Source organism: Escherichia sp. E2748 (genome assembly GCF_005781125.1).
Classification (GTDB): Bacteria; Pseudomonadota; Gammaproteobacteria; order Enterobacterales; family Enterobacteriaceae; genus Escherichia.
Map to the genome: position 1 here is coordinate 644,976 of NZ_VATP01000001.1, position 22,149 is coordinate 667,124.

The window sequence follows — 22,149 nt, forward strand, 5'->3', positions numbered from 1 at the left end:
GGCTATCTGGAGATATTTTTATGGCAGGTCATAGTAAATGGGCCAACACCAGACATCGTAAAGCTGCGCAGGATGCTAAGCGCGGTAAAATCTTCACTAAAATCATTCGTGAGCTGGTAACCGCGGCTAAGCTGGGCGGTGGCGATCCGGACGCTAACCCGCGTCTGCGTGCAGCAATTGATAAAGCACTGTCTAACAACATGACCCGTGACACCCTGAACCGCGCAATTGCACGTGGTGTGGGCGGTGATGATGATGCAAACATGGAAACCATCATCTACGAAGGTTACGGTCCTGGCGGCACGGCAATCATGATTGAATGTCTGTCTGACAACCGCAACCGTACCGTTGCTGAAGTGCGTCACGCATTCAGCAAATGTGGCGGTAACCTCGGTACTGACGGTTCCGTAGCCTATCTGTTCAGCAAAAAAGGCGTGATCTCCTTCGAGAAAGGCGACGAAGACACCATCATGGAAGCAGCACTGGAAGCAGGTGCTGAAGACGTTGTGACCTATGATGACGGCGCGATTGACGTCTACACTGCATGGGAAGAGATGGGTAAAGTACGCGACGCTCTGGAAGCGGCAGGTCTGAAAGCAGACAGCGCAGAAGTTTCCATGATCCCGTCAACCAAAGCCGATATGGATGCAGAAACTGCACCGAAACTGATGCGTCTGATCGATATGCTGGAAGACTGTGACGACGTGCAGGAAGTTTACCATAACGGTGAGATCTCTGATGAGGTTGCAGCGACCCTCTGATGAGGCCGGCTAAACAACAAAACGGAGACGCGTGATGTCTATTATTCTCGGTATTGACCCGGGTTCGCGCGTTACCGGCTACGGTGTTATCCGTCAGGTGGGCAGGCAACTGTCCTACCTGGGTAGCGGATGCATACGCACCAAAGTGGATGATTTACCGTCTCGTCTGAAACTGATCTATGCGGGCGTGACGGAAATCATCACCCAGTTCCAGCCCGATTATTTCGCAATCGAACAAGTCTTTATGGCGAAGAACGCTGACTCTGCCCTGAAACTGGGGCAGGCACGAGGCGTGGCGATTGTGGCAGCGGTGAATCAGGAATTGCCGGTGTTTGAATATGCTGCGCGTCAGGTGAAGCAAACAGTGGTGGGCATTGGTAGCGCCGAAAAAAGCCAGGTGCAGCATATGGTGCGTACCTTGCTGAAATTACCTGCTAATCCACAGGCGGATGCCGCCGATGCGCTGGCGATTGCCATCACCCACTGCCATGTCAGCCAGAATGCGATGCAGATGAGCGAATCGCGGCTGAACCTGGCGAGAGGGCGACTGCGCTAAATTATCACGCTTCAGTCAGTTCAGGCTGAGGCGTTTCTACTCCCTCCGCATGAATCAACATTAGACTCGGATGATGCCACAAACTCGCTGGCGTAACCGTTTTACGATCCCACGGAATAGAACCTAAGAACCAGAATTTCCAGAAAGTGAGTTTTGCATTCGGATTGCTATTTAACAATTCTCCAAATGTCTCTATTTCACCCACCGGAATACATAGCGCCTCTTTATAAATATCAAAGACAAATTTTGAACAGAACTGGCGTGAAGATTCGTATTTAAAACCGGTGTGGTAGAGTTTGCGTAGCCGGGAGGGAACCTGTTCAACAATTCGTTGTTTTTGTTGTTCTGTTAGCCCTGCGTCTAATCGCTTTATAGCATAGCGTTGATTAGAAGAACGTTTAATAAAACGGGATAGCGTGGTGATGGTTGAAAGGGGAACCCGGCTTTCTGCAACCAGGAAGTCTTCACCGTTATGACCTATAATGATCCCGACGTGATTACTCCAGCAATTTGATGCTGCTGATATTTGACCAAATAAGGCAGCACCTATACATGTAAAGACGATATCACCAATTTCATATTCAGCAGGGTAATTAATATTCACGTTGTCATTCTATTGAAATAAATATGAATACACGTAATAACATAAAAAAGTTTATTTTTCAGGAGTCGAAATGTATATTTTTTTTACGCATTAACTCACTGAATATGTAATATTCAAATATTTGCTTCCAATATAACCTGTAGAATAAATTATACTGCGCCATTTTTCAGAACATCGGGACGCCTCGCAAGTTTTCTTCATCCTTCGCTGGATATCTATCCAGCATTTTTTTATCATACAGCATTATCTTTGATTCATTACGCAGGAGCGTCATGTGATAGGCAGACTCAGAGGCATCATCATTGAAAAACAACCCCCGCTGGTGTTAATTGAAGTGGGCGGCGTAGGCTATGAAGTGCATATGCCGATGACCTGTTTTTATGAACTCCCTGAAGCTGGTCAGGAAGCGATCGTTTTCACCCACTTTGTGGTGCGTGAAGACGCGCAACTACTGTACGGTTTTAACAATAAACAAGAGCGCACGTTGTTCAAAGAGTTGATCAAAACCAACGGCGTCGGCCCCAAGTTGGCACTGGCGATCCTCTCCGGAATGTCAGCGCAGCAGTTCGTTAATGCCGTTGAGCGTGAAGAAGTGGGGGCACTGGTGAAACTGCCGGGTATTGGCAAAAAAACCGCCGAGCGTTTAATTGTCGAAATGAAAGACCGATTTAAAGGTTTGCATGGCGATCTGTTTACCCCGGCCGCCGATCTGGTGCTCACGTCGCCTGCCAGCCCGGCAACCGATGATGCTGAACAGGAAGCGGTTGCTGCGCTGGTGGCACTGGGCTATAAACCACAAGAAGCCAGCCGGATGGTGAGCAAAATTGCTCGCCCTGACGCCAGCAGTGAAACATTAATTCGCGAAGCTCTGCGCGCCGCGTTATGAGGTAAAGGATGATTGAAGCAGACCGTCTGATTTCTGCCGGTACGACTTTGCCGGAAGATGTGGCAGATCGCGCCATTCGCCCCAAATTACTGGAAGAGTATGTTGGTCAGCCGCAGGTTCGTTCACAGATGGAGATTTTCATCAAAGCAGCGAAACTGCGCGGCGATGCCCTCGATCATCTGTTGATTTTTGGCCCTCCTGGTTTAGGTAAAACCACGCTTGCTAACATTGTCGCCAATGAAATGGGCGTTAATTTACGCACGACTTCCGGTCCGGTGCTGGAAAAGGCCGGCGATCTGGCAGCAATGCTCACTAACCTTGAACCGCATGACGTGCTGTTTATTGATGAGATCCACCGTCTTTCACCAGTGGTGGAAGAGGTGTTGTATCCGGCAATGGAAGACTACCAACTGGATATCATGATTGGTGAAGGTCCGGCGGCACGCTCCATTAAAATTGATTTGCCCCCGTTTACCCTGATTGGTGCAACCACGCGCGCAGGTTCGCTGACATCACCGTTGCGCGACCGTTTTGGTATTGTGCAACGTCTGGAGTTTTATCAGGTGCCAGATCTGCAATATATCGTCAGTCGCAGCGCGCGCTTTATGGGGCTCGAGATGAGTGACGATGGCGCGCTGGAAGTGGCGCGTCGGGCGCGTGGTACGCCACGTATTGCCAACCGCCTGCTGCGTCGAGTGCGTGATTTCGCCGAAGTGAAGCATGATGGTACCATCTCGGCAGATATCGCCGCCCAGGCGCTGGATATGCTGAATGTCGATGCTGAAGGTTTCGATTATATGGACCGCAAATTGTTGCTGGCGGTAATCGATAAATTCTTTGGTGGGCCTGTAGGTCTGGATAACCTGGCGGCGGCTATTGGCGAAGAACGTGAAACCATTGAGGATGTGCTGGAGCCTTATCTGATTCAGCAAGGCTTTTTGCAGCGTACACCACGCGGGCGTATGGCGACAGTGCGGGCGTGGAACCACTTCGGCATCACGCCGCCAGAAATGCCGTAGTTCAAATAAGGCGCTGCGCCGCATCCGACACTGGCAATGTGCCTGATGCGACGCTGTTCGCGTTTTATCAGGTCTACCTGGTATAGCGAACCGTAGATCAGATAAGGCGTTTGCGCCACATCCGACACTGGCAATGTGCCTGATGCGACGCTGCTCGTGTCTTATCAGGCCTGGCATGTATAACGAACCGTAGGTCGGATAAGGCGCTTGCGCCGCATCCGACAAATGTGTTCAGGCGAAATTAGCTGGCCTGTTTTTTCATCATACTCAAAATAAACAACAGCGCAGCGCACAGCACCACTGACGGACCCGCAGGTGTATCGTAAAACGCTGAAAAAGTTAAACCCCCGGTTACAGCAATCATCCCCACCAAAACCGCGACACCTGCCATCTGCTCCGGTGTACGGGCGAAACGACGTGCGGTAGCCGCCGGAATGATCAGCAGCGAGGTAATAATCAACGCCCCGACAAATTTCATTGCCACACCAATCGTCAATGCTGTTACCAGCATCAACAGCAATTTCACTCGCTGTAATTTCACACCATCGACAAATGCCAGATCCGGGCTAATGGTCATCGACAGTAAATTACGCCATTGCCAGAACAGAATTGCCACCACAATGACCACGCCAATGGCGATGGAGATGAGATCTTCCGGCGTCACTGCCAGCAAATCACCGAACAGGTATGCCATCAAGTCAACGCGAATGTTAGACATCAGACTGACAACGACCAGGCCCAGCGACAAGGCACTGTGCGCCATAATTCCCAATAACGTATCGATCGCCAGCTGTGGACGCTTCTCCAGCCATACCAGACCGCCCGCCAGCAGCAGCGTAACGGCAATCACTGCATAGAAGGGATTCACGTCCAGCAACAGACCAAAGGCCACTCCAAGTAAAGACGCATGGGCCAGCGTATCGCCGAAATAAGACATACGACGCCAGACAACAAAAGAACCCAAAGGACCTGCGGCACAGGCCAGCATAATCCCGGCTAACCAACCGGGAAATAATAATTCAATCATGAGCGATCACTTCCCCGACGCAGAACAATTCGCCCCTGTAAATCGTGGCGGTGATTATGATGATGGCGATAAATACCCAGCTGTTCAGCTCCGCGAGGCCCGAACATCGAAATAAATTCCGGATGCAGGGAAACGACTTCTGGTGTGCCAGAACAACAGATGTGATGGTTCAGGCAAAGTACTTCATCGGTTTTTGCCATCACCAGATGCAGATCGTGAGATACCATTAAAACGCCACAATCCAGTTCGCGACGTAACTGGTCAATAAGGTCATATAACGCCACCTGACCATTCACATCCACGCCCTGGGTGGGTTCGTCCAGAACTAATAACTGGGGTTGATTTAACAATGCGCGCGCGAGTAGTACACGCTGCGTTTCACCGCCAGAGAGCTTTTGCATTGGCGCGTCAATAAGATGCCCAGCCTGAACGCGTTTTAGTGCAGGCAGAATATCTTCCTTATGTGTTCTGGGGCGTAAGCGTAAAAAACGGTTTACGGTCAGTGGCAACGTGGTGTCGAGATACAGCTTCTGCGGCACATAACCAATGCGCAGTTTTCCGTGGCGCTTGATAACACCTTCATCTGGTGTTACCAGCCCGAGAACAACCCGAACCAGTGTCGACTTACCTGCGCCGTTCGGCCCAAGTAAGGTCAAAATTTTACCAGGCTTGAGTTCCAGCGACACATCAGAGAGGACACGGCGTTGGCCAAATGAAACCGAGACATTTTCCAGGGAAACCAGACTTGTCATGTTAATTTTAGTCTTGCAGTAGTCATGAAATGTTATAATATCACACTTCTTGTATTCATTACGATGATTGGTCGCATTATGTTACATAAAAAAACGCTTCTTTTCGCAGCATTATCTGCTGCTCTCTGGGGCAGTGCAACTCAGGTAGCAGAAGCTGCCGTTGTCGCTTCGCTTAAACCTGTTGGATTCATCGCTTCCGCTATTGCTGATGGAGTAACAGAGACGGAGGTGTTACTTCCTGATGGGGCCTCTGAACATGATTATTCACTGCGTCCATCTGATGTAAAACGCTTACAGAACGCGGACTTAGTTGTCTGGGTTGGACCGGAAATGGAAGCGTTTATGCAAAAGCCCGTGAGTAAATTACCCGAAGCGAAGCAGGTAACCATTGCGCAGCTTGAGAGTGTAAAACCGCTGCTGATGAAAAGCATTCACGACGCTGATGATGATCATGACCACGCGGAAAAAAGTGACGAAGATCACCATCACGGCGATTTCAACATGCACGTTTGGCTTTCCCCAGAGATAGCGCGGGCTACAGCGGTTGCAATCCATGGAAAATTAGTGGAACTTATGCCGCAAAGTCGAGCCAAACTTGACGCCAACCTGATGGAATTTGAGGCACAATTAGCTTCAAGTAGGAAACAGGTTGGTAACGAGCTCGCGCCGCTCAAGGGAAAAGGTTATTTCGTTTTTCATGATGCTTACGGCTACTTCGAAAAACAATTCGGACTGACACCGCTTGGTCACTTTACCGTAAACCCAGAGATTCAACCTGGCGCGCAGCGTTTACATCAAATAAGAACACAGTTGGTTGAGCAAAAAGCAACTTGCGTTTTTGCTGAGCCACAGTTCAGGCCTGCGGTCGTTGAAAGCGTCGCACGAGGGACATCCGTTCGTATGGGAACGTTGGATCCCCTTGGGACGAATATCAAACTGGGCAAAACAAGCTATTCAGAATTCCTGAATCAATTAGCTAACCAGTACGCGAGCTGCCTGAAAGGAGATTAATGAGGAAGTGATTACGTGCAACAGATAGCCCGCTCTGTCGCCCTGGCGTTTAATAATTTACCGCGACCACACCGCGTTATGTTGGGGTCGCTCACCGTTCTTACACTGGCCGTCGCTGTCTGGCGGCCTTATGTTTACCACCGAGACGCCTCGCCTATTGTCAAAACCATTGAGCTTGAACAGAACGAAATTCGTTCTCTCTTACCTGAGGCCAGTGAGCCGATTGATCAAGCTGCGCAAGAAGATGAAGCCATTCCACAGGACGAACTGGACGACAAAATCGCTGGTGAAGCCGGCGTTCATGAATATGTCGTTTCTACGGGCGACACGTTAAGTAGCATCCTTAATCAATATGGTATTGAGATGGGTGATATCACCCAACTTGCTGCTGCTGATAAAGATCTGCGTAACCTGAAAATTGGTCAACAACTCTCCTGGACATTAACAGCTGATGGCGAGTTACAGCGTCTGACCTGGGAAGTGTCTCGCCGCGAAACTCGTACCTATGACCGCACCGCTGCTAATGGTTTTAAAATGACCAGCGAAATGCAGCAAGGGGAGTGGGTTAATAGTCTGTTGAAAGGAACCGTTGGGACAAGTTTTGTTGCCAGCGCCCAAAGTGCAGGTTTAACCAGCGCTGAAGTGAGCGCGGTGATTAAAGCAATGCAGTGGCAGATGGACTTCCGCAAAGTGAAAAAAGGTGACGAATTTGCGGTATTAATGTCACGTGAAATGCTTGATGGTAAACGTGAACAAAGCCAACTGTTGGGCGTGCGTTTGCGTTCAGAAGGCAAAGATTACTATGCTATTCGCGCTGAAGATGGCAAATTCTACGACCGCAACGGTACGGGCCTGGCGAAGGGATTCTTACGATTCCCGACGGCAAAACAGTTCCGCATTTCGTCTAACTTTAACCCGCGTCGTCTGAACCCGGTAACCGCTCGCATTGCGCCGCACAGAGGCGTTGATTTTGCGATGCCGCAGGGTACGCCGGTGCTTTCGGTGGGAGACGGTGAAGTGGTAGTTGCTAAACGCAGTGGCGCCGCTGGTTATTATGTCGCGATTCGTCATGGTCGCAGCTACACCACGCGTTATATGCATCTGCGTAAGATTCTGGTTAAACCAGGGCAGAAAGTGAAGCGTGGCGATCGTATTGCGCTTTCCGGTAACACCGGGCGTTCAACTGGGCCACATCTGCATTATGAGGTATGGATTAACCAGCAGGCGGTGAACCCGTTGACAGCGAAACTGCCGCGTACTGAAGGGCTGACCGGTTCAGATCGTACCGATTTCCTGGCGAAGGCCAAGGAGATTGTACCGCAGCTACAGTTTGATTAATTAATACCCATTGGCAGCCGGTACGCAGTCAGTGCCGGCTTTTTTATTTGGTGCGGGGCAAGTTGCGCCGTTACACTACCACCAGATTGATTATTGCCTTATCCGAAACTGGAAAAGCATGGAAACGAAAAAAAATAATAGCGAATATATTCCTGAGTTTGATAAATCCTTTCGTCACCCTCGTTACTGGGGAGCCTGGTTGGGCGTGGCGGCAATGGCCGGTATTGCCTTAACACCAGCGAAATTCCGTGATCCCATCCTTGCGCGGTTGGGGCGTTTTGCCGGAAGACTGGGTAAAAGCTCACGTCGTCGGGCGTTGATCAATCTGTCTCTCTGCTTTCCAGAACGTAGCGAAGCCGAACGCGAAGCGATTGTGGATGAGATGTTTGCCACCGCGCCGCAAGCGATGGCAATGATGGCTGAACTGGCGATACGTGGGCCGGAGAAAATCCAGTCTCGCGTCGACTGGCAGGGGCTGGAGATCATCGAAGAGATGCGGCGTAACAACGAGAAAGTGATCTTTCTGGTACCGCACGGCTGGGCAGTTGATATCCCCGCTATGCTGATGGCCTCACAAGGGCAGAAAATGGCAGCGATGTTCCATAATCAGGGCAACCCGGTTTTTGATTATGTCTGGAACACGGTGCGTCGTCGTTTTGGCGGTCGTCTGCACGCGAGAAATGATGGTATTAAACCTTTCATCCAGTCGGTTCGTCAGGGCTACTGGGGCTATTATTTACCGGATCAGGATCATGGACCTGAACACAGCGAATTTGTTGATTTCTTCGCAACCTATAAAGCAACGCTGCCAGCAATTGGTCGCCTGATGAAAGTGTGTCGCGCGCGTGTCGTTCCGTTGTTCCCAATCTATGATGGCAAAACCCATCGTCTGACGATTCAGGTTCGTCCACCGATGGATGACCTGTTAGAGGCGGATGACGCTACCATTGCGCGGCGTATGAATGAAGAAGTTGAGATTTTTGTTGGTCCGCGACCAGAGCAGTACACCTGGATTTTAAAATTGCTGAAAACGCGCAAACCGGGCGAAATCCAGCCGTATAAGCGTAAAGATCTTTATCCCATCAAATAAAAAAAGCCTCTCGTGAGGAGAGGCTCTCGTCTAATGTTAAGTGCGCATTTATTCTATGCGCATGCCGGCCCTACAGGTTGATCGTAATTTATTGAATTATCACGGTCCTGTAGGCCGGATATGGCATTTATGCCGCATCCGGCAACTAACTTACTCTACCGTTAAAATACGCGTGGTATTCGTCGAACCCACGGTACTCATCACGTCGCCCTGGGTGACAATCACCAGATCACCAGACATCAGGTAGCCTTTATCGCGCAGCAGATTAACTGCTTCGCTGGCAGCAACCACGCCATCATTTGTACTGTCAAAATAGACCGGCGTAACACCACGATAAAGCGCAGTCAGGTTCAGCGTGCGTTCATGACGAGACATGGCGAAAATCGGCAGACCGGAGCTGATACGAGAAGTCATCAGCGCGGTACGACCAGATTCGGTCATGGTGATGATCGCGGTAACGCCTTTCAGGTGGTTAGCTGCGTACATTGCGGACATCGCGATAGCTTCTTCCACATTGTCGAACTGAACGTCCAGGCGGTGTTTAGACACATTGATGCTCGGGATTTTTTCGGCACCCAGGCAAACACGCGCCATTGCAGCAACGGTTTCAGATGGATATTGACCAGCGGCGGTTTCCGCAGACAACATTACGGCGTCAGTACCATCCAGAACGGCGTTCGCCACGTCCATGACTTCTGCACGCGTCGGCATTGGATTGGTAATCATCGATTCCATCATCTGGGTAGCAGTAATGACTGCGCGGTTCAGCTGACGCGCGCGACGAATCAGCGCTTTCTGAATCCCAACCAGTTCGGGATCGCCAATCTCTACGCCGAGGTCGCCACGTGCGACCATCACCACGTCAGAAGCGAGGATAATGTCGTCCATTGCATCCTGGCTACAAACGGCTTCCGCACGTTCAACTTTGGCGACAATTTTCGCATCACAACCCGCATCGCGCGCCAGGCGACGAGCATAATTCAGATCTTCGCCGCAGCGTGGGAAAGAGACAGCCAAATAATCTACGCCAATCAATGCCGCAGTTTTAATGTCTGCTTTGTCTTTCTCTGTCAGCGCTTCAGCCGACAGACCGCCGCCGAGTTTGTTGATCCCTTTATTGTTGGAGAGAGGGCCGCCGACGGTCACTTCGGTGAACACTTTCATGCCCTGAACTTCCAGCACTTTTAACTGTACGCGACCGTCGTCCAGCAGCAGAATGTCGCCAGGCACGACGTCAGAAGGCAGACCTTTATAGTCGATACCGACTTTTTCTTTATCGCCTTCACCTTTGCCCAGGTTGGCATCCAGCAGGAATTTATCCCCAATATTGAGGAAAACCTTACCTTCTTTAAAGGTAGATACGCGAATCTTTGGCCCCTGAAGGTCACCGAGAATAGCCACATGACGACCCAGTTTTGCGGCAATTTCACGAACTTTATCCGCGCGCATTTTATGGTCTTCAGGCGAGCCATGAGAAAAGTTCATTCGTACGACGTTTGCACCCGCTGCGATGACCTTTTCAAGGTTATTATCGCGATCGGTAGCCGGGCCTAACGTGGTAACGATTTTGGTTCTGCGAAGCCTTCTGGACATGTAATACTCCGTTGACTGAAACAACCAGGTGTTGCTTGAACATGAATTCGCATAAACTAAAACCATTATGGTTGTAATTTAAACACATGCGAATATCGTATAAAGATAGAACAGTGATAATCGATTTAGCGATCGTCACTCAATTTAAGTAACTGCTTATCAAAGCGCGATTCCTTGAGTGCTTCCTTGACCCGCTTCAAGTTATCTCTGAATTTTGTGCCGCGTCGCAAAGTAAATCCTGTTGCCAGCACATCTATCACGGTCAACTGCGCAAGTCGAGACACCATGGGCATATAAATGTCAGTATCTTCAGGTACGTCGAGGGTAATTGCCAGCGTTGCTTCCCGGGCGAGTGGCGTACCGGCGGAGGTGAGGGCAATTACCATCGCGTCGTTTTCCCGTGCTAACTGCGCTAGTTCAACCAGATTTTTGGTTCTTCCGGTGTGAGAAATCAGCACAACCACGTCTCCGTCGCTACAATTCATACAACTCATGCGTTGCAGCACGATATCGTCGGAGTAAACCACTGGAACATTAAAGCGAAAAAACTTATTCATCGCATCGTGGGCGACGGCGGCAGAAGAGCCCAGACCGAAAAAGGCGATTTTTTTGGCCTGAGTCAGGAGATCGACGGCACGGTTGACGGCAGATTTGTCCAGCGAGTGACGGACGTGATCGAGCGTGGCCATTGCCGACTCAAATATTTTCCCCGTGTATGATTCAACGCTGTCATCTTCATTAACGTTGCGATTAACATAGGGCGTGCCATTTGCCAGGCTTTGTGCCAGATGAAGTTTAAAATCAGGAAAACCGCGGGTGTCCATGCTGCGACAGAAACGATTCACCGTTGGTTCGCTAACATTGGCCTCAAGCGCCAGAGCAGCAATACTCGAATGGATCGCGTTGTCAGGCGAAGCAAGAATGACCTCGGCGACTTTTCGTTCTGATTTGCTCAAATGTTCCAGTTGAGACTGGATTTTTTCCAGCATATTCATGATGTAAAGAGACTCACGGTAATGACGATTTCCACACTGAAAGAAATCGAAATGCAGTTTGGTCTGATATTACGCCTGTGTGTCGTATTAATGACAAAAGCGGATAAAAAAGTTGTCATTTTTTTTCATAACATGATCAGTGTCAGATTTTTACCCAATGGAAAACGATGATTTTTTTATCAGTTTTGCCGCACTTTGCGCGCTTTTGCCGTAATCGCACGGGGGGATAAGCGTTTACAGTTTTCGCAAGCTCGTAAAAGCAGTACAGTGCACCGTAAGAAAATTACAAGTATACCCAGGCTTAAGTACCGGGTTAGTTAACTTAAGGAGAATGACATGGCGGTAACGCAAACAGCCCAGGCTTGTGACCTGGTCATTTTCGGCGCGAAAGGCGACCTTGCGCGTCGTAAATTGCTGCCTTCCCTGTATCAACTGGAAAAAGCCGGTCAGCTCAACCCGGATACCCGTATTATCGGCGTAGGGCGTGCTGACTGGGACAAAGCGGCATATACCAAAGTAGTCCGCGAAGCGCTGGAAACTTTCATGAAAGAAACTATTGATGAAGGTTTATGGGACACCCTGAGTGCACGTCTGGATTTTTGTAATCTCGATGTCAATGACACCGCTGCATTCAGCCGTCTTGGTGCGATGCTGGATCAAAAAAATCGTATCACCATTAACTACTTTGCCATGCCGCCAGGCACTTTTGGCGCAATCTGCAAAGGGCTTGGTGAGGCGAAACTGAACGGCAAACCGGCGCGCGTGGTGATGGAAAAACCGCTGGGTACGTCGCTGGCGACCTCGCAGGAAATCAACGATCAGGTTGGCGAATACTTCGAGGAGTGCCAGGTATACCGTATCGACCATTACCTTGGTAAAGAAACGGTGCTGAATCTGTTGGCGCTGCGTTTTGCTAACTCTCTGTTTGTGAACAACTGGGACAACCGCACTATTGATCATGTTGAGATTACCGTGGCAGAAGAAGTGGGGATCGAAGGGCGCTGGGGCTATTTTGATAAAGCCGGTCAGATGCGCGACATGATCCAGAATCACCTGTTACAAATTCTCTGCATGATTGCGATGTCTCCGCCGTCTGATCTGAGCGCAGACAGCATCCGCGATGAAAAAGTGAAAGTACTGAAGTCTCTGCGCCGCATTGACCGCTCCAACGTACGCGAAAAAACCGTACGCGGGCAATACACTGCGGGCTTCGCCCAGGGCAAAAAAGTTCCGGGCTACCTGGAAGAAGAGGGCGCAAACAAAAGCAGTAACACGGAAACCTTCGTGGCTATCCGTGTCGATATCGACAACTGGCGCTGGGCTGGCGTACCGTTCTACCTGCGTACCGGTAAACGTTTGCCGACCAAATGCTCTGAAGTGGTGGTCTATTTCAAAACGCCAGAGCTCAATCTGTTTAAAGAGTCGTGGCAGGACCTGCCACAGAACAAACTGACTATCCGTCTGCAACCTGATGAAGGCGTGGATATTCAAGTGTTGAACAAGGTCCCGGGTCTGGATCACAAACATAACCTGCAAATCACCAAGCTGGATCTGAGCTATTCAGAAACCTTTAATCAGACGCATCTGGCAGATGCCTATGAACGCCTGCTGCTGGAAACCATGCGCGGTATTCAGGCGCTGTTTGTACGTCGTGATGAAGTGGAAGAAGCGTGGAAATGGGTGGACTCCATTACCGAAGCATGGGCGATGGATAACGATGCGCCGAAACCGTATCAGGCCGGAACCTGGGGACCGGTTGCTTCGGTGGCGATGATTACCCGTGATGGCCGTTCCTGGAATGAGTTTGAGTAATATCTGTACTCATCCTTTATGGTTATTTTACCGGTAACATGATCTTGCACAGATTGTAGAACAATTTTTACACTTTCAGGCCTCGTGCGGATTCACCCACGAGGCTTTTTTTATTACACTGACTGAAACGTTTCTGCCCTATGAGCTCCGGTTACAGGCGTTTCACTCATAAATCCTCTGAATGAAACGCGTTGTGAATCATCCTGCTCTGACAACTCAATTTCAGGAGCCTTTATGAATCCACAATTGTTACGCGTAACAAATCGAATCATTGAACGTTCGCGCGAGACTCGCTCTGCTTACCTCGCCCGGATCGAACAAGCGAAAACTTCGACCGTTCATCGTTCGCAGTTGGCATGCGGTAACCTGGCTCACGGTTTCGCAGCTTGCCAGCCAGAAGACAAAGCCTCCCTGAAAAGCATGTTGCGTAACAATATCGCTATCATCACCTCCTACAACGACATGCTCTCCGCTCACCAGCCTTATGAACATTATCCAGAGATTATTCGTAAAGCACTGCATGAAGCTAATGCGGTTGGCCAGGTTGCGGGTGGTGTTCCGGCGATGTGTGATGGTGTCACCCAGGGGCAGGATGGTATGGAACTGTCTCTGTTAAGCCGCGAAGTGATTGCGATGTCTGCGGCTGTGGGGCTGTCCCATAACATGTTTGATGGCGCGCTGTTCCTCGGCGTGTGCGATAAGATTGTCCCAGGACTGACGATGGCCGCGCTGTCGTTCGGTCATCTGCCTGCGGTATTTGTGCCGTCAGGTCCGATGGCAAGCGGGTTGCCAAATAAAGAAAAAGTGCGCATTCGCCAGCTTTATGCCGAAGGGAAGGTGGATCGAATGGCACTGCTGGAGTCAGAGGCTGCGTCTTATCATGCCCCTGGTACATGTACTTTCTACGGTACTGCCAACACCAACCAGATGGTGGTGGAGTTTATGGGGATGCAGTTGCCGGGCTCTTCTTTTGTTCATCCAGACTCCCCGTTACGTGATGCATTAACCGCAGCCGCTGCGCGCCAGGTTACACGCATGACTGGCAACGGTAATGAATGGATGCCGATCGGTAAGATGATCGACGAGAAAGTGGTGGTGAACGGTATTGTTGCGCTGCTGGCGACAGGTGGCTCCACTAACCACACGATGCACCTGGTGGCGATGGCGCGAGCGGCCGGTATTCAGATCAACTGGGATGACTTCTCTGATCTTTCTGATGTCGTACCTCTGATGGCACGTTTGTATCCAAACGGTCCGGCCGATATTAACCACTTCCAGGCGGCGGGTGGTGTACCGGTTCTGGTGCGTGAGCTGCTCAAGGCTGGCCTGTTGCATGAAGATGTCAATACGGTGGCGGGCTTTGGTCTTTCGCGCTATACCCTCGAACCATGGCTGAATAACGGCGAGCTGGACTGGCGCGAAGGTGCAGACAAATCGCTCGACAGCAATGTGATTGCTTCCTTTGAACAACCTTTCTCGCATCATGGCGGGACAAAAGTGTTAAGCGGCAACCTGGGCCGTGCCGTCATGAAAACCTCTGCAGTGCCGGTTGAAAATCAGGTGATTGAAGCGCCTGCTGTTGTTTTTGAGAGCCAGCATGACGTTATGCCTGCTTTTGAAGCGGGTATGCTGGACCGTGATTGTGTGGTTGTTGTCCGCCATCAGGGGCCAAAAGCGAACGGAATGCCAGAATTACATAAACTCATGCCGCCACTTGGTGTATTATTGGACCGGCGTTTCAAAATTGCGTTAGTTACCGATGGACGACTCTCTGGTGCTTCAGGTAAAGTGCCGTCAGCTATCCACGTAACACCAGAAGCCTACGATGGTGGGCTGCTGGCAAAAGTGCGCGATGGGGACATCATTCGTGTGAATGGACAGACAGGCGAACTGACGCTGCTGGTAGACGAAGCTGAACTGGCTGCTCGCGAACCGCACATTCCTGACCTGAGCGCGTCACGCGTGGGAACAGGACGTGAATTATTCAGCGCCTTGCGCGAAAAACTGTCCGGTGCCGAACAGGGCGCAACCTGTATCACTTTTTAAGACGACAAAATTTGTAATCAGGCGAGAGAAAACTCTGATGAAAAACTGGAAAACAAGTGCAGAATCAATCCTGACCACCGGCCCGGTTGTACCGGTTATCGTGGTAAATAAACTGGAACACGCGGTGCCAATGGCAAAAGCGTTGGTTGCTGGTGGGGTGCGCGTTCTGGAAGTGACTCTGCGTACGGCGTGTGCAGTTGATGCTATCCGCGCTATCGCCAAAGAAGTGCCGGAAGCGATTGTGGGTGCCGGTACGGTACTGAATCCGCAGCAACTGGCAGAAGTGACTGAAGCGGGCGCACAGTTCGCAATCAGCCCAGGTCTGACTGAACCACTGCTGAAAGCGGCGACAGAAGGGACTATTCCTCTGATTCCAGGTATCAGCACTGTTTCCGAACTGATGCTGGGTATGGACTACGGCCTGAAAGAGTTCAAATTCTTCCCGGCAGAAGCTAATGGCGGCGTGAAAGCACTGCAGGCGATTGCGGGTCCGTTCTCTCAGGTTCGTTTCTGCCCGACTGGCGGTATTTCTCCGGCTAACTACCGTGATTACCTGGCGCTGAAAAGCGTACTGTGCATTGGCGGTTCCTGGCTGGTTCCGGCAGATGCGCTGGAAGCGGGCGATTACGACCGCATTACTAAGCTGGCGCGTGAAGCAGTAGAAGGCGCGAAGCTGTAACAGTCAAAATGCCCGATCGTGGATCGGGCATTTTTGTCGCGTTTTTGCCAGATTTAACCTTGTACTTTTACCTGTGCGGCGGCGTGCTTCGCGCGTTCAATCGCTTCATCAACACTTTCTGCTGTAGCCAGCGCAACCCCCAGACGACGGCTACCATCAATTTCCGGCTTACCAAATAAACGAATCTGCAAACCTGCGCCAACGGCCTCCTGCACGTTGTCAAACGTGACATTCTGGCTGGTCAGTTGCGGCAGGATAACGGCTGAAGCGGCAGGACCATACTGGCGAATCCCGCCCACCGGCAGTCCCAGGAAAGCACGCACATGCAGGGCAAACTCAGAAAGATCCTGAGAAATTAACGTCACCATCCCGGTGTCATGCGGGCGAGGGGAGACTTCACTAAAAATCACCTCATCACCACAGACAAACAACTCGACACCAAACAGACCATAACCACCCAGTGCAAGCACCACCTTGCGGGCAATCTCCTGCGCACGTTCGAGGGCCAGTGGGCTCATTTGCTGCGGTTGCCAGGATTCACGATAGTCACCATCTTCCTGGCGATGACCTACAGGCGCACAGAAATGAACACCATCCACCGCGCTGACGGTCAGCAGGGTAATTTCGAAATCAAACTTAACGACGCCTTCAACAATCACGCGACCCGCTCCGGCGCGACCACCTTGCTGGGCGTACTCCCATGCCTGAGCCAGTTGTTCGGCAGAGCGAATAAACGTCTGCCCCTTGCCGGAAGAGCTCATCACCGGTTTAACAATGCAAGGATAGCCAATGGCGGCGACCGCCTCGCGGAAAAGGTCTTCGCTATCAGCGAAACGATAAGTTGAAGTGGGAAGCTGAAGCTCTTCCGCAGCCAGACGACGAATACCTTCGCGGTTCATCGTCAATTGTGTTGCACGCGCGCAGGGGACAACATTTAGCCCTTCCTCTTCAAGCTGGATCAGCATATCGGTAGCAATAGCTTCGATCTCCGGCACGATATAATGTGGTTTTTCCAGTTCAACAACACGGCGCAATGCGTCGCCATCCAGCATATTAATGACATGGGCGCGATGCGCGACATGCATGGCGGGCGCGTCGGCATAGCGATCGACCGCAATCACCTCTACGCCGAGGCGTTGGCATTCGATAGCCACTTCTTTACCCAGTTCACCGGAGCCCAATAACATCACGCGAGTTGCTGCCGGACGCAGCGCAGTGCCTAATAACGTCATAACGAATATCCCCTGATTAATTCCGCGTGAAGTATAAACGAAAACGTTTGCGCGTGTCTTTATTGCTTGATTGCTTGCGTTGATTTCTCGACTGAAAAGAAATATACTGTATAAAATTACAGTTATGATGAGAGGCTGCAAATGGCGGTTGAAATTAAATACGTGGTCATTCGTGAGGGCGAAGAGAAGATGTCGTTTACCAGCAAAAAGGAAGCCGATGCTTATGACAAAATGCTCGATACAGCGGATCTACTCGACACATGGTTGGCGAATTCTCCGGTGACAATGGAAGACGAGCAGCGTGAGGCGCTTTCTTTGTGGTTGGCGGAACAGAAAGATGTGCTTAGTACCATTCTGAAAACCGGTAAATTACCTTCTCCTCAGGTGGTCGATACTGACACGGATGGGGAAGGAGAAACCCACGCCGCCTGAAGCAACTTGCGCTCCTGATAATTTGTACCATGCTTTCTCCTGAATCATTGTGCTATGGAGAAAAACATGAAAAAAAGAGGAGCGTTGTTGGGGCTGTTGTTGGTTTCCGCCTGTACATCAGTTTTCGCTGCCAATAACGAAACCAGCAAGTCGGTAACTTTCCCCAAATGTGAAGGTTTAGATGCAGCCGGAATCGCTGCGAGTGTAAAACGTGATTATCAGCAAAACCGCGTGGCGCGCTGGGCCGACGATCAAAAAATCGTCGGTCAGGCCGATCCGGTGGCGTGGGTTAGTTTGCAGGACATTCAGGGGAAAGATGATAAATGGTCGGTACCGCTGACCGTGCGTGGTAAAAGTGCCGATATTCATTATCTGGTTAATGTGGATTGTAAAGCGGGAATGGCGGAATATCAGCGGCGCTAATGGCTTCTGATAATTCGGCTGACCGTTGGCGGATGCGGCGCGAGCGCCTTATCCGCCCAACAATGTACCAGCCCCCACAAGCCTGATAAGAAGCGCCAGGTTCGCATCAGGCAATTACAATCAAATCTACAAGTTTCAAATTAATCACATCACCCGGCACCTTACATGACGTGAATTTCCTGTGAGGACTGCCTCCCGTCCCGCTTATTTGCGCATCTTTTGTCTCTATATACACTTTCTGACATCCTCATTCGCTATGCTGTTGCCATTAAAATAGTGAATCGAGGAGTAAATATGGCTAACTGGTTAAATCAACTGCAATCCCTTCTTGGGCAAAGCAGCGCTTCCTCTTCGTCTACAGATCAGGGATTGGGCAAACTTTTAGTACCCGGCGCATTAGGCGGGTTGGCAGGACTGCTGGTTGCCAATAAATCAGCACGTAAACTATTAACGAAATACGGCACAAACGCGTTGCTGGTTGGCGGCGGAGCGGTCGCCGGTACCGTACTGTGGAACAAATACAAAGATAAAATTCGTGCGGCGCATCAGAACGAACCGCAATACGGCACCCAAAGTACGCCGCTGGATGAACGTACAGAACGTTTAATCCTCGCCCTGGTTTTTGCTGCCAAAAGCGATGGTCATATCGATAGTAAAGAACGCGCGGCTATCGACCAGCAATTGCGTGAAGCTGGTGTTGAAGAGCAGGGGCGTGTACTTATCGAACAGGCAATCGAGCAACCATTGGATCCGCAGCGCCTGGCCCAGGGGATTCGCAACGAAGAAGAGGCACTGGAGATCTATTTCCTGAGCTGTGCGGCTATTGATATTGACCATTTTATGGAGCGCAGTTACCTGAATGCACTGGGGGATGCGCTGAAAATTCCCCAGGAAGTCCGTGAAGGAATTGAACGCGATCTCGAACAGCAAAAACGCACTTTGTCTGAATAATATCTCACTCCGTATAGCCTGATATGCCTGTTTATCGGGCTATACAAAACCGCACAGCTATTTGAGCGAATTAATTTTCGCTGGCGACATCCTTTCGATTTTCACACCATTACCTGTCATCATCTATACAATGACCGCCCTGTTTCGCTTGCATCCCGGGTGAGTTTTGCCACCCTTATAAGATGTTTCAACCAGAAAGAACAATAACATGCTACCAAAAGCCGCCCGCATTCCCCATTCCATGACGCTTCATGGCGACACGCGCATCGATAATTACTACTGGCTGCGGGACGACACACGCTCGCAGCCGGAAGTGCTGGATTACCTGCAACAAGAAAATAGCTACGGTCATCAGGTCATGGCGTCGCAACAAGCTTTGCAGGATCGGATATTAAAAGAAATCATTGACCGCATACCGCAAAGAGAAGTCTCTGCACCTTACGTCAAAAATGGCTATCGCTACCGGCAAATTTATGAACCTGGTTGTGAATATGCAATCTACCAGCGTCAGTCGGCGTTCAGTGAAGAGTGGGACGAATGGGAGACTCTGCTCGATGCGAACAAACGGGCGGCGCACAGTGAATTTTATTCAATGGGCGGAATGGCGATTACGCCCGATAACACGATTATGGCACTTGCAGAAGATTTTCTTTCCCGACGCCAGTACGGTATCCGTTTTCGCAATCTGGAAACGGGCAACTGGTATCCCGAACTGTTGGATAACGTGGAACCCAGCTTTGTCTGGGCGAATGACTCCTGGACATTTTATTATGTTCGCAAGCATCCAGTGACGTTGTTGCCGTATCAGGTCTGGCGGCATGCCATTGGCACTCCAGCATCTGAAGACAAACTGATTTACGAAGAAAAAGACGATACCTTTTACGTCAGCCTACATAAAACGACGTCGAAACACTATGTGGTTATTCATCTTGCCAGCGCTACTACCAGTGAAGTTCGGCTGCTGGATGCAGAGCTGGCCGATGCCGAGCCGTTTGTCTTTTTACCGCGTCGCAAAGATCACGAATACAGTCTTGATCACTACCAGCATCGGTTTTATCTGCGCTCCAACCGCAACGGCAAAAATTTTGGCTTATACCGTACCCGTATGCGTGATGAGCAAGAGTGGGAAGAGTTAATCCCACCGCGCGATAACATCATGCTCGAAGGCTTTACGCTGTTTACTGACTGGTTGGTGGTTGAAGAGCGTCAGCGTGGGTTAACCAGTCTGCGGCAAATCAACCGCAAAACGCGGGAGGTTATCGGCATTGCCTTTGATGATCCGGCTTACGTTACCTGGATTGCCTATAACCCGGAACCTGAAACCTCACGATTGCGTTATGGCTATTCCTCCATGACTACGCCAGATACATTGTTTGAACTGGATATGGATACTGGAGAGCGTCGGGTATTAAAACAAACGGAAGTCCCCGGTTTCGATGCGGCGAATTACCGCAGCGAACACTTGTGGATCACTGCCCGTGATGGCGTCGAAGTGCCTGTTTCGCTGGTCTATCATCGCAAGCATTTCCAGAAAGGCCACAACCCGCTGCTGGTATATGGATATGGCTCTTACGGCGCAAGCATTGATGCCGATTTTAGTTTTAGCCGCCTGAGTTTGTTGGATCGCGGTTTTGTCTACGCCATTGTCCATGTCCGTGGTGGCGGCGAACTGGGGCAGCAATGGTACGAAGACGGTAAATTCCTGAAAAAGAAAAATACCTTTAATGACTATCTCGATGCCTGCGACGCATTGTTAAAGCTGGGCTACGGTTCACCTTCACTCTGTTATGCGATGGGGGGCAGTGCTGGCGGTATGTTGATGGGCGTTGCAATTAATGAGCGCCCCGAGTTATTCCACGGCGTGATTGCCCAGGTACCGTTTGTTGATGTTGTTACAACGATGCTTGATGAGTCGATTCCTCTTACTACCGGCGAATTTGAAGAGTGGGGAAATCCGCAGGATCCGCAATATTATGAGTATATGAAAAGCTACAGCCCGTATGACAATGTCACGGCTCAGGCTTATCCGCATCTGCTGGTAACGACCGGATTACACGATTCACAGGTGCAATACTGGGAACCGGCAAAATGGGTGGCTAAGCTGCGCGAGCTTAAAACTGATAACCATCTATTATTGCTTTGTACCGACATGGATTCAGGGCATGGCGGTAAATCTGGACGTTTTAAATCCTACGAAGGTGTGGCGATGGAATATGCTTTTCTGATAGCCCTGGCGCAGGGGACATTACCAGGCCAATCAGCGGGTTAAACACTCTCCAGATAATGCTTCAAGGTTAAACGTAACTCCGGGCTCATACTGTCAAGGTTGTTAAACAACCAGCGCAGATAGCCCGGATCGCGCTTTGCAACGTCTGATACGGCTTTACCGCGATACTTGCCAAACGTGAACGTCGTCAACAACGACGGCCGCCCGGTGATATCCGCCATCTGCTCCGCCGTCCAGCCTGACGTGTTCATAATATCGATAAGCAGGGCTGCGGTAATATAGCAATCATACAGCGCGCGGTGGTGATGCAGACCCGATGGTGTCTGGACATTCAGCTTGCGCGATTTATACAGTGCCATATTGCTGTACTTGATTCCTGGCCACAAACGACGAGCCAGTTTCATGGTGCAAATCCACTCACCGGGCATTTCTGGCAATACCCGGCGGTCAAAACTGGCATTGTGGGCGACATACCATTCGCTACCGTAATAGTGCGGGATAACTTCTTCAATCCACGGTTTGTCGGCAACCATGGACTCTGTGATACGGTGAATCGCCATGGCTTGTGGACTGATGGGGCGGTCGGGACGCACCAGGTGGCTCATAGGGTTGACGATTTTCCCGTTAACAACATCAACAGAGGCAATTTCAACGATCCCTCCCTGCAAACCGCAGGTTTCTGTATCGATAATGCGCAACATGGTCATGCTCCAGG

At 50.5% G+C, this 22,149-nt stretch carries 21 protein-coding genes and 1 pseudogene; 15 read left to right on the forward strand and 7 right to left on the reverse strand.

Translation table 11 applies throughout. The features are described from left to right. Positions 1 to 20: 20 nt before the first annotated feature. Both FEK42_RS03050 and ruvC read left to right on the forward strand, forming a co-directional pair. Positions 21 to 761, forward strand: coding sequence for a YebC/PmpR family DNA-binding transcriptional regulator (locus tag FEK42_RS03050; RefSeq protein WP_000907234.1), 741 nt, complete (start codon positions 21 to 23; stop codon positions 759 to 761). A gap of 34 nt (positions 762 to 795) precedes the next feature. Beyond that, positions 796 to 1,317, forward strand: a complete 522-nt coding sequence (gene ruvC / locus FEK42_RS03055; protein WP_010350951.1) for a crossover junction endodeoxyribonuclease RuvC — start codon at positions 796 to 798, stop codon at positions 1,315 to 1,317. A 4-nt stretch (positions 1,318 to 1,321) separates the two neighbouring features. Here the strand turns inward: ruvC and FEK42_RS03060 are convergent, their stop codons facing one another. Beyond that, a complete protein-coding gene (locus FEK42_RS03060; RefSeq protein WP_130218702.1) occupies positions 1,322 to 1,921 on the reverse strand; it encodes a YebB family permuted papain-like enzyme in 600 nt (199 codons plus the stop codon). A 70-nt stretch (positions 1,922 to 1,991) separates the two neighbouring features. On the opposite strand from FEK42_RS03060, the pseudogene yobI reads away from it, so the two are divergent. From yobI to ruvB, 3 genes and pseudogenes are all read left to right on the forward strand, one after another. Then, positions 1,992 to 2,057 (forward strand): annotated as a pseudogene (gene yobI, locus FEK42_RS03065) (stress response small protein YobI). A 138-nt stretch (positions 2,058 to 2,195) separates the two neighbouring features. Then, positions 2,196 to 2,807, forward strand: coding sequence for a Holliday junction branch migration protein RuvA (gene ruvA / locus FEK42_RS03070; RefSeq protein WP_000580323.1), 612 nt, complete (start codon positions 2,196 to 2,198; stop codon positions 2,805 to 2,807). An 8-nt stretch (positions 2,808 to 2,815) separates the two neighbouring features. Beyond that, positions 2,816 to 3,826, forward strand: a complete 1,011-nt coding sequence (gene ruvB / locus FEK42_RS03075) for a Holliday junction branch migration DNA helicase RuvB (RefSeq protein WP_000568522.1) — start codon at positions 2,816 to 2,818, stop codon at positions 3,824 to 3,826. 241 nt (positions 3,827 to 4,067) lie between these two features. Here ruvB and znuB read toward each other — a convergent pair whose 3' ends face one another. Both znuB and znuC read right to left on the reverse strand, forming a co-directional pair. Next, positions 4,068 to 4,853 carry a zinc ABC transporter permease subunit ZnuB gene (gene znuB, locus FEK42_RS03080; RefSeq protein WP_130208494.1) on the reverse strand — a complete coding sequence of 262 codons (786 nt, stop codon included), beginning with the start codon at positions 4,851 to 4,853 and terminating at the stop codon, positions 4,068 to 4,070. Beyond that, the gene (gene znuC, locus FEK42_RS03085) at positions 4,850 to 5,605 is read right to left on the reverse strand and encodes a zinc ABC transporter ATP-binding protein ZnuC (protein WP_130208493.1); all 756 of its coding nucleotides are present in this window, start codon (positions 5,603 to 5,605) and stop codon (positions 4,850 to 4,852) included. The genes znuB and znuC overlap by 4 nt, the downstream gene beginning before the upstream one ends. A gap of 78 nt (positions 5,606 to 5,683) precedes the next feature. Between znuC and znuA the strand changes: the two genes are divergently transcribed. From znuA to lpxM, 3 genes are all read left to right on the forward strand, one after another. Further along, positions 5,684 to 6,616 (forward strand): zinc ABC transporter substrate-binding protein ZnuA, encoded by a 933-nt coding sequence (gene znuA / locus FEK42_RS03090; protein WP_074399578.1) that lies wholly within the window; start codon positions 5,684 to 5,686, stop codon positions 6,614 to 6,616. Positions 6,617 to 6,631: 15 nt separating this feature from the next. After that, entirely contained in the window at positions 6,632 to 7,954 is a 1,323-nt protein-coding gene (mepM, locus tag FEK42_RS03095; RefSeq protein WP_130208492.1) for a murein DD-endopeptidase MepM, read from the forward strand. Between the two features lie 118 nt (positions 7,955 to 8,072). Then, positions 8,073 to 9,044, forward strand: coding sequence for a lauroyl-Kdo(2)-lipid IV(A) myristoyltransferase (lpxM, locus tag FEK42_RS03100; protein WP_135559481.1), 972 nt, complete (start codon positions 8,073 to 8,075; stop codon positions 9,042 to 9,044). A 150-nt stretch (positions 9,045 to 9,194) separates the two neighbouring features. Here the strand turns inward: lpxM and pyk are convergent, their stop codons facing one another. Together pyk and hexR are read right to left on the reverse strand one after the other, a co-directional pair. Then, complete coding sequence (gene pyk, locus FEK42_RS03105) at positions 9,195 to 10,637, reverse strand: pyruvate kinase (RefSeq protein ID WP_130208490.1); 1,443 nt, start codon at positions 10,635 to 10,637, stop codon at positions 9,195 to 9,197. A 125-nt stretch (positions 10,638 to 10,762) separates the two neighbouring features. After that, positions 10,763 to 11,632: a DNA-binding transcriptional regulator HexR gene (gene hexR / locus FEK42_RS03110; RefSeq protein ID WP_105289041.1), complete on the reverse strand. Its 870-nt coding sequence runs from the start codon at positions 11,630 to 11,632 to the stop codon at positions 10,763 to 10,765. A gap of 336 nt (positions 11,633 to 11,968) precedes the next feature. Here hexR and zwf point away from each other — a divergent pair, with 336 nt between their 5' ends. From zwf to kdgA, 3 genes are all read left to right on the forward strand, one after another. Continuing rightward, complete coding sequence (gene zwf / locus FEK42_RS03115) at positions 11,969 to 13,444, forward strand: glucose-6-phosphate dehydrogenase (protein WP_130208489.1); 1,476 nt, start codon at positions 11,969 to 11,971, stop codon at positions 13,442 to 13,444. Positions 13,445 to 13,678: 234 nt separating this feature from the next. After that, positions 13,679 to 15,490: a phosphogluconate dehydratase gene (edd, locus tag FEK42_RS03120; protein WP_130208487.1), complete on the forward strand. Its 1,812-nt coding sequence runs from the start codon at positions 13,679 to 13,681 to the stop codon at positions 15,488 to 15,490. 37 nt (positions 15,491 to 15,527) lie between these two features. Beyond that, positions 15,528 to 16,169, forward strand: a complete 642-nt coding sequence (gene kdgA, locus FEK42_RS03125) for a bifunctional 4-hydroxy-2-oxoglutarate aldolase/2-dehydro-3-deoxy-phosphogluconate aldolase (protein ID WP_064529269.1) — start codon at positions 15,528 to 15,530, stop codon at positions 16,167 to 16,169. 53 nt (positions 16,170 to 16,222) lie between these two features. On the opposite strand, the gene purT is transcribed toward kdgA, so the two are convergent. Then, on the reverse strand, positions 16,223 to 17,401 hold the full coding sequence (gene purT, locus FEK42_RS03130; protein ID WP_130208485.1) for a formate-dependent phosphoribosylglycinamide formyltransferase: 1,179 nt from the start codon (positions 17,399 to 17,401) through the stop codon (positions 16,223 to 16,225). Between the two features lie 141 nt (positions 17,402 to 17,542). Here purT and yebG point away from each other — a divergent pair, with 141 nt between their 5' ends. The 4 genes from yebG to ptrB all read left to right on the forward strand — a co-directional run bounded on the left by yebG (position 17,543) and on the right by ptrB (position 21,476). Then, a complete protein-coding gene (gene yebG, locus FEK42_RS03135) occupies positions 17,543 to 17,833 on the forward strand; it encodes a DNA damage-inducible protein YebG (RefSeq protein WP_130208483.1) in 291 nt (96 codons plus the stop codon). A gap of 66 nt (positions 17,834 to 17,899) precedes the next feature. After that, positions 17,900 to 18,256 (forward strand): protein YebF, encoded by a 357-nt coding sequence (gene yebF / locus FEK42_RS03140; RefSeq protein WP_130208481.1) that lies wholly within the window; start codon positions 17,900 to 17,902, stop codon positions 18,254 to 18,256. Positions 18,257 to 18,550: 294 nt separating this feature from the next. Next, a complete protein-coding gene (locus tag FEK42_RS03145) occupies positions 18,551 to 19,207 on the forward strand; it encodes a tellurite resistance TerB family protein (RefSeq protein WP_131161129.1) in 657 nt (218 codons plus the stop codon). A gap of 208 nt (positions 19,208 to 19,415) precedes the next feature. Next, on the forward strand, positions 19,416 to 21,476 hold the full coding sequence (ptrB, locus tag FEK42_RS03150; RefSeq protein WP_135491469.1) for an oligopeptidase B: 2,061 nt from the start codon (positions 19,416 to 19,418) through the stop codon (positions 21,474 to 21,476). On the opposite strand, the gene exoX is transcribed toward ptrB, so the two are convergent. Further along, positions 21,473 to 22,135: an exodeoxyribonuclease X gene (gene exoX / locus FEK42_RS03155; protein WP_130208475.1), complete on the reverse strand. Its 663-nt coding sequence runs from the start codon at positions 22,133 to 22,135 to the stop codon at positions 21,473 to 21,475. The genes ptrB and exoX overlap by 4 nt on opposite strands. Positions 22,136 to 22,149: the final 14 nt, after the last annotated feature.

Coding starts and splice junctions, on each gene's coding strand:
- FEK42_RS03050 (WP_000907234.1), top strand. CDS start 21: ATGGCAGGTCATAGTAAATGGGCCAACACCAGACATCGTAAAGCTGCG.
- ruvC (WP_010350951.1), top strand. CDS start 796: ATGTCTATTATTCTCGGTATTGACCCGGGTTCGCGCGTTACCGGCTAC.
- ruvB (WP_000568522.1), top strand. CDS start 2,816: ATGATTGAAGCAGACCGTCTGATTTCTGCCGGTACGACTTTGCCGGAA.
- znuB (WP_130208494.1), bottom strand. CDS start 4,853: ATGATTGAATTATTATTTCCCGGTTGGTTAGCCGGGATTATGCTGGCC.
- znuC (WP_130208493.1), bottom strand. CDS start 5,605: ATGACAAGTCTGGTTTCCCTGGAAAATGTCTCGGTTTCATTTGGCCAA.
- znuA (WP_074399578.1), top strand. CDS start 5,684: ATGTTACATAAAAAAACGCTTCTTTTCGCAGCATTATCTGCTGCTCTC.
- lpxM (WP_135559481.1), top strand. CDS start 8,073: ATGGAAACGAAAAAAAATAATAGCGAATATATTCCTGAGTTTGATAAA.
- pyk (WP_130208490.1), bottom strand. CDS start 10,637: ATGTCCAGAAGGCTTCGCAGAACCAAAATCGTTACCACGTTAGGCCCG.
- hexR (WP_105289041.1), bottom strand. CDS start 11,632: ATGAATATGCTGGAAAAAATCCAGTCTCAACTGGAACATTTGAGCAAA.
- zwf (WP_130208489.1), top strand. CDS start 11,969: ATGGCGGTAACGCAAACAGCCCAGGCTTGTGACCTGGTCATTTTCGGC.
- edd (WP_130208487.1), top strand. CDS start 13,679: ATGAATCCACAATTGTTACGCGTAACAAATCGAATCATTGAACGTTCG.
- kdgA (WP_064529269.1), top strand. CDS start 15,528: ATGAAAAACTGGAAAACAAGTGCAGAATCAATCCTGACCACCGGCCCG.
- purT (WP_130208485.1), bottom strand. CDS start 17,401: ATGACGTTATTAGGCACTGCGCTGCGTCCGGCAGCAACTCGCGTGATG.
- yebG (WP_130208483.1), top strand. CDS start 17,543: ATGGCGGTTGAAATTAAATACGTGGTCATTCGTGAGGGCGAAGAGAAG.
- yebF (WP_130208481.1), top strand. CDS start 17,900: ATGAAAAAAAGAGGAGCGTTGTTGGGGCTGTTGTTGGTTTCCGCCTGT.
- FEK42_RS03145 (WP_131161129.1), top strand. CDS start 18,551: ATGGCTAACTGGTTAAATCAACTGCAATCCCTTCTTGGGCAAAGCAGC.
- ptrB (WP_135491469.1), top strand. CDS start 19,416: ATGCTACCAAAAGCCGCCCGCATTCCCCATTCCATGACGCTTCATGGC.
- exoX (WP_130208475.1), bottom strand. CDS start 22,135: ATGTTGCGCATTATCGATACAGAAACCTGCGGTTTGCAGGGAGGGATC.